Source organism: Bacteroides fluxus YIT 12057 (assembly GCF_000195635.1).
GTDB lineage: Bacteria > Bacteroidota > Bacteroidia > Bacteroidales > Bacteroidaceae > Bacteroides > Bacteroides fluxus.
The window spans coordinates 41,491-47,648 of the sequence record NZ_GL882676.1 but is presented as its reverse complement, the minus strand read 5'-3'; the positions used below and the strand labels follow the sequence as shown (position 1 = coordinate 47,648).

General features: G+C 42.4%; 4 protein-coding genes and 1 tRNA gene. 4 read left to right on the top strand and 1 reads right to left on the bottom strand.

Annotated features, from left to right (window positions below):
• Nucleotides 1-91 precede the first annotated feature (91 nt).
• Nucleotides 92-164 (bottom strand) — tRNA-Thr (locus tag HMPREF9446_RS12820).
• 203 nt (nt 165-367) lie between these two features.
• Between HMPREF9446_RS12820 and HMPREF9446_RS12815 the strand changes: the two genes are divergently transcribed.
• The 4 genes from HMPREF9446_RS12815 to HMPREF9446_RS12800 all read left to right on the top strand — a co-directional run bounded on the left by HMPREF9446_RS12815 (nt 368) and on the right by HMPREF9446_RS12800 (nt 6,156).
• A complete protein-coding gene (locus HMPREF9446_RS12815) occupies nt 368-2,071 on the top strand; it encodes an SDR family NAD(P)-dependent oxidoreductase (protein WP_009126111.1) in 1,704 nt (567 codons plus the stop codon).
• A 121-nt stretch (nt 2,072-2,192) separates the two neighbouring features.
• Nucleotides 2,193-4,715, top strand: coding sequence for a polysaccharide biosynthesis/export family protein (locus HMPREF9446_RS12810; protein WP_009126109.1), 2,523 nt, complete (start codon nt 2,193-2,195; stop codon nt 4,713-4,715).
• Nucleotides 4,716-4,723: 8 nt separating this feature from the next.
• Nucleotides 4,724-5,833 carry a Wzz/FepE/Etk N-terminal domain-containing protein gene (locus HMPREF9446_RS12805; RefSeq protein ID WP_009126108.1) on the top strand — a complete coding sequence of 370 codons (1,110 nt, stop codon included), beginning with the start codon at nt 4,724-4,726 and terminating at the stop codon, nt 5,831-5,833.
• Nucleotides 5,812-6,156 carry a UpxY family transcription antiterminator gene (locus HMPREF9446_RS12800; protein WP_009126107.1) on the top strand — a complete coding sequence of 115 codons (345 nt, stop codon included), beginning with the start codon at nt 5,812-5,814 and terminating at the stop codon, nt 6,154-6,156. The genes HMPREF9446_RS12805 and HMPREF9446_RS12800 overlap by 22 nt, the downstream gene beginning before the upstream one ends.
• Nucleotides 6,157-6,158 lie beyond the last annotated feature (2 nt).

Below are 6,158 nucleotides of genomic sequence, written 5' to 3'. Positions count from 1 at the left end.
GTTTTAGCGGCTTGTAGATGTTAGGGTGGAAAGAAAAAAAACTGATATTCTATTCAAAGAATACCAGTTTCCTGAAAAATGGAAAGGGGAGAGCCGCTAGCCAGACTTGAACTGGCGACCTACGCGTTACGAATGCGTTGCTCTACCAACTGAGCTATAGCGGCAATAGGCTCTTGTTTACGGGGTGCAAAGGTACATTTTTATTTGAATTTGCAAAAAGATTCTCTTGAATTTTTGAAAATAATTTTAGGTGATGATATTTCTGTTTGGGCACTGCGTTATTTTTTCATAGAAAAATTGGATAATCAAATGAAAAGAGGCATCTTTGTAGAATAACTTTGTGGGGAATATAAGTCTGATACTATTTATGAATTTAAGAATATATTATAAATATCTTTCATCTCGTATTGCGTCTAAATGGGCTGTCTTGCTGGTAGATGTAATTATTGTTGTGGCTGCTATGCTTTTCGCATATATACTGCAATTTCAGATTTCATCCGTTGTTTACAAAACTTCCCTGTATGTATGGCTGCTGGCTCTTGTCTTATTAAGTAATGTCTTTTTCTTTCATCTTCTCCGTACATATGTGGGTATCATCCGTTTTTCTTCTTTTGTAGATATTTATCGGGTATTCCTATGCTTGACTTTAAGTTATGGGGTGTCGGGTGTCGGAAATTTCTGTTGGTCTGTTTGGGGATTGGGGGAAACTTTGCCCAATACGATCCTTTTTATTGCTTATATTTTTACATTCTCTTTAATGGTGTGTTTGCGGATTGCAGTGAAAATGCTTTATGAAGCAATTGCCTTTGATGCCCGGCATTCTGTGAATGTGTTTATTTATGGCTCTCATGGTACCGGCGTGAATGTGGCGAAATCATTGAGAGTCAGCCGTAACAATCATTTTCGTTTATGTGGTTTTATTTCTGACGAGCCGGATATGATTGGAAAGCATACGATGGGTTGCAGAGTGTATGCCAATGATGATGAACTGTTCTTTCATTTAAAGAAGAAAAATGTACATACTGTGATTGTGTCTCCCGATAAAGTGGCAGGTTTGGAAGATTCCGGTGTCTTGGACAAATGGCTTGCCCATGCTATTCAAGTGATGACGGTCCCTCCTTTAAGCGATTGTATGGATGATGGCCTGATTAAAGATATTCAGATAGAGGACTGGCTCCGAAGAGAGCCGGTACAAATCGATATCCGGAGAATAGCTTCTCATATAGAAGGACAAAGGATTATGGTTACAGGTGCTGCCGGTACCATAGGGCGGGGGATTGTCCGTCAGCTGGCTGCGTTGAATCCCTATAGATTGATTCTGGTTGATCAGGCGGAATCTCCTTTATATGATGTGCAGCTGGAACTCTCCGATCATTGGAAGAATTTAGATGTGCGTGTGTTGGTGGCTGATGTTGCGAACCGCACACGTATGGAAGCCATATTTAGAGAAACTCAGCCTCAGGTCGTGTTTCATGCTGCTGCCTATAAACAGCCGCAATTAATGGAAGATTATGTGTCCGAAGCTCTGCAGACCAATCTGCTGGGAACTATAAATGTGGCGGATTTGGCCTTGCAGTATAAAGCCGGGCGCATGATATTGATTTCTACAGATAAAGCTGCCCATCCGGTCCGGGCCGTGGAATATAGCAAGCGTCTTTCGGAAATCTATGTACAGTCATTGGGGCAAAAAGTGCAGGCCGAAGAGACAGGTGGAAGTCAATTGATGGTCGTACGTTTTGGTGATGTTTATCCGGAAGATCCTCATAGCCTGATGACCTTGCCCGAGGCATGCATGTTGATATTGGAGGCCGGAATGACGGGAGATACCGGGGAGGTATATATTTTTGAAGAAACAGGTAAGGTGCTTTCGGTACCAACTTGTCATGAGAAGATAAAACGGGAATTGTCATCTGTTTATGATTATGAACGGATACATACATTACTGTCTGCAATAATAAAACGTAGCTATGCTGAAAAAACGGCGATTTTATTAAGTGAAATAAAAAAAATAATGCCAGATTTAGCCGTTTTTCCTATTATATCGGAAGATATGCACAAGAAAACTTTTTAATGCTTTTTCGGAAACTTAGAGGTCGAATAGATATATATTATGAAAATAATATGTTACCTTTGTCCCCGATTTATATTTATTACAAAACTCAAAAGATTAAAAAGATTAATCGGAATATCTTATGCGTAGATTAATAACATTATTCTTCTTGATATTTACTTTGTCAGGAGTGGCTCTCGCCCAGCAGATGTCGGATGATCAAGTCATTCAGTATGTAAAAAGTGCTCAACAGATGGGTAAGAACCAGAAGCAGATTACTACTGAATTGATGCGGAGAGGTGTGACTAAAGAGCAAGTTGAGAGAATACAGCAAAAGTATGAAGATGCCAAGTCCGGAAATTCACAAGACTATAGTCGGGATGGAAACCGTTCCCGTCAACGCGGACAGCAGTCTTCTGAAAGAAATGTGAATTCAAAATCAAAGGCAGGTCAGCGTAATAATACTCAACAACGTGCTACAAGAGGTCTGCGTGTATCTACAAGAGGGCAGCAAGGCGGCCAGATGGGAATGCCGGAAGATTCTTTGTGGATAGACGGCGGATATACGTATGGGGAGGGGGAAGACCCTGCGCGGCAAATATTCGGTCACAATATTTTTACTAATGAGAATCTTACTTTTGAGCCGAACCTGAATGTGGCGACTCCGGTTAATTATCGTCTGGGCCCGGGTGATGAAGTTATTATTGATGTTTGGGGAGCTTCTGAGACAACCATTCGTCAGACTATATCTCCCGAAGGAAGTATTTTAGTCAATAATCTGGGGCCGGTTTATTTAAGCGGCAAGACGGTCAAAGAGGCGAATAATTATTTGAAACAAGAGTTTGCCAAAATCTATTCGGGTGTGACTGGTAATGTGCCTTCTACCCAAGTGAAACTGACATTAGGAGAGATTCGCTCCATCCAAGTCAATGTCATGGGAGAGGTTGTCGTCCCCGGCACCTATACCCTGTCTTCTTTTGCTTCAGTATTCCATGCTTTGTATAGTGCTGGTGGTGTTAATAAAATCGGTAGTTTACGTAGTATAAAGGTTGTACGTAATGGCAACGTCATTGCGGACTTGGACATTTATGGGCTTTTGATGAACGGCAAGATGAAGGATGATGTTCGCTTGCAGGATGGTGATGTTGTTCTTGTAGATCCTTATCAGTCCTTGGTACAGATATTGGGTAAGGTAAAACGTCCGATGTTTTATGAGATGAAGCCTACGGAGACGGTGGCTACTTTATTGAAATATGCCGGTAATTTCACAGGTGATGCCTATAAGAAGGCTATTCGTGTAGTACGTAAGAGCGGCCGTGAACATCAGATATACAATGTGGATGAAATGGATTATTCCGTATTCCGTGTTGAAGATGGCGATGTGATAACGGTGGATTCTGTATTGCAGCGTTTTGAAAATCGGGTGGAAATCCGTGGTGCTGTGTATCGTGAAGGGTTGTATCAGCTGAACGGGACCATTAATACGGTAAAACAGTTGATAAAGAAAGCCGAAGGGGTACGTGGAGACGCATTCTTGAACCGCGCAATTATAGACCGAGAGCGGGAGGACTTGTCGCATGAGATTATTCAAGTTGATGTCAAAGGGTTGTTGAATGGCACTATAGCCGACATTCCTTTGCAGAAGAATGATGTTTTATATATTCCCAGCATCCATGATTTGAAGGAAGAGGCTACATTGACGATTCATGGTGAAGTGGCTAATCCGGGCACCTATCTTTATTCAGATAAAATGACGGTGGAAGATTTGGTTATACAGGCAGGTGGCTTGTTGGAGGATGCTGCCACTACCAAGATTGAAGTTGCCCGTCGTGTGAAAGAACCGACGAGTACGGCTTTTAGTACAACAGTTGGCAAAAACTTCTCTTTTGACTTGAAAGATGGCTTGTTGGTAGGTGAGGGGAGTGAGGATTTCCATCTTGAACCGTTTGATGAAGTGTATATCCGTAAAAGTCCTGCCTATCATCAGCAACAGAATGTGGTAGTAGGAGGTGAAGTATTGTTCAGCGGGAGTTATGCTCTGTCCAAGAAGAACGAACGCTTAAGCGATTTGATTGCTAAAGCTGGTGGAATAACTCCAGACGCTTATGTGAAAGGAGCCCGTTTGATACGTAAGATGACTGAAGAGGAGCTTCGCCGTAAAGAAAATGTATTGCGTATGACACAGGCGCAGATGAGTTCCGGAGACTCTATCTCTTTGAAGAAATTGGATTTGTCCGATACTTATTCAGTGGGTATCAGTTTGGAAAAGGCATTGCAGAATCCGGGTTCGGATTACGATATGGTATTGCGTGAGGGCGATATGCTGTTTGTACCGGAGTACGTAAGTACAGTAAAAATAAATGGCGCTGTGATGTATCCGAATACGGTTCTATATAAGAAAGGTGAAAATCTGCGCTACTATATAAACCAGGCTGGTGGTTTTGGTAATGATGCGAAAAAACGCAAGGCCTATGTTGTTTATATGAATGGTACTGTATCCCGCTTGAAGTCGGGAAACACGAAGGCTATTGAACCAGGATGTGAAATAATTGTTCCAAGCAAAGACCCGAAGAAAAAGATGAGTGCCGCTGAGGTTATCGGCATGGGTACATCTGCTGCTTCTTTGGCGACTATGATTGCGACTATGGTTAACCTCTTTAAGTAATTGGGATCATGAGTGAAGAAAGAATACAAAATACAACTCCTCAGCATCCGGAGGAACAGGAGATTGATTTGATTGAGCTTGCTCAAAAAGTTTGGGCCGGTCGTAAGTTGGTTTTCAAGGCATGTGGAATTGCAGTCCTTGTAGGATTGGTAGTGGCGTTCAGTATTCCTAAAGAATACTCCACCAGTGTGACGTTGGCTCCGGAAAGCGGGGGTAAGTCCGGAGGTGGAAGTATGGGGGCACTTGCGGCTATGGCTGGCATCAACTTGGGAAGTTCTTCCGGTGAAGATGCCTTATCTCCTGAATTGTATCCTGATATTGTCAGTTCTACGCCATTTCTGGTTGAACTTTTCAATGTAAAAGTGAAAGACCAGGAGGGAAAGATAGATACTACGTTGTATGCCTATCTTAAAGATTACCAGCGCGGTCCTTGGTGGAGCGCAGTTATGTCTGCTCCTTTTAAGGCTTTAGGCTGGACGATATCCTTGTTTAAGGACAAGCCGGAGGAAGATGGCGACGCTAAACTCGATCCTTTTCATCTGACTCTGGATGAGGCAGGAATTGCCGGGGCTTTGAGTAAGCGTATTTCCATATCTGCAGACAAGAAGACGGGAGTGACCACTCTGGCTGTCACGATGCAGGATCCGCTGATTTCTGCCGCACTTACGGATACGGTGATGCATTGTTTACAAAATTATATCACTGATTATAGAACCAACAAAGCTCGTCATGACCTGGCTTTTACGGAAAAACTTTATGCAGAAGCAAAAGCTGCTTATACAGAAGCGCAGAAAAAATATGCTAATTTTGTAGATGCTAACCAGAATATAATTCTGTTGAGTTATCGTGCGGAGCAAGAACGTTTACAGAACGAAATGAATTTGGCATATCAGGTATATACCCAAGTATCCCAGCAGTTGCAGATGGCAAGGGCTAAAGTACAAGAGATTACTCCGGTATATACGGTTGTTCAGCCGGCTACGGTGCCGTTGCAACCGGCAAAGCCTAATAAAATAATGATTTTGATAGGTTTTGTATTTTTGGCGGGTGTAGGTAGTGTAGGTTGGATCTTATTTGTGAAAGATTTATTAAAGGGATGGAAAAAGCAAACGATATGATAACGAATAATAATAGAGTGTGCTGGCATGCGTTGCATACAGCGCCTAAGTCAGAACATAAGTTGATGCAGCGTTTGAATGCTGCCGGATATACTACATTCTGCCCGATGCAGGCTATGTTTGTAAAGTGGAAAGGACAGGCAAAAGAAGTGATTGTCCCTCTTTTCTCGGGTTGTTTGTTTGTAGCAGGCGATGCTTCGGAAATAACCTCTTTGGTTTCTTCGCAAAAAGCAGCGTTGTTGGTCGATAGAGAAGGGAAGAGTTTGTCTATTGAAGCTGACAAGACTGAACTTTCAGCAAAGTTTGCCCGATTATTGGAATAATG

Bases quoted from the DNA above. Each gene is read 5' to 3' on its own strand.
- HMPREF9446_RS12815 (WP_009126111.1), top strand. From the start codon at position 368: ATGAATTTAAGAATATATTATAAATATCTTTCATCTCGTATTGCGTCT.
- HMPREF9446_RS12810 (WP_009126109.1), top strand. From the start codon at position 2,193: ATGCGTAGATTAATAACATTATTCTTCTTGATATTTACTTTGTCAGGA.
- HMPREF9446_RS12800 (WP_009126107.1), top strand. From the start codon at position 5,812: ATGGAAAAAGCAAACGATATGATAACGAATAATAATAGAGTGTGCTGG.
- HMPREF9446_RS12805 (WP_009126108.1), top strand. From the start codon at position 4,724: ATGAGTGAAGAAAGAATACAAAATACAACTCCTCAGCATCCGGAGGAA.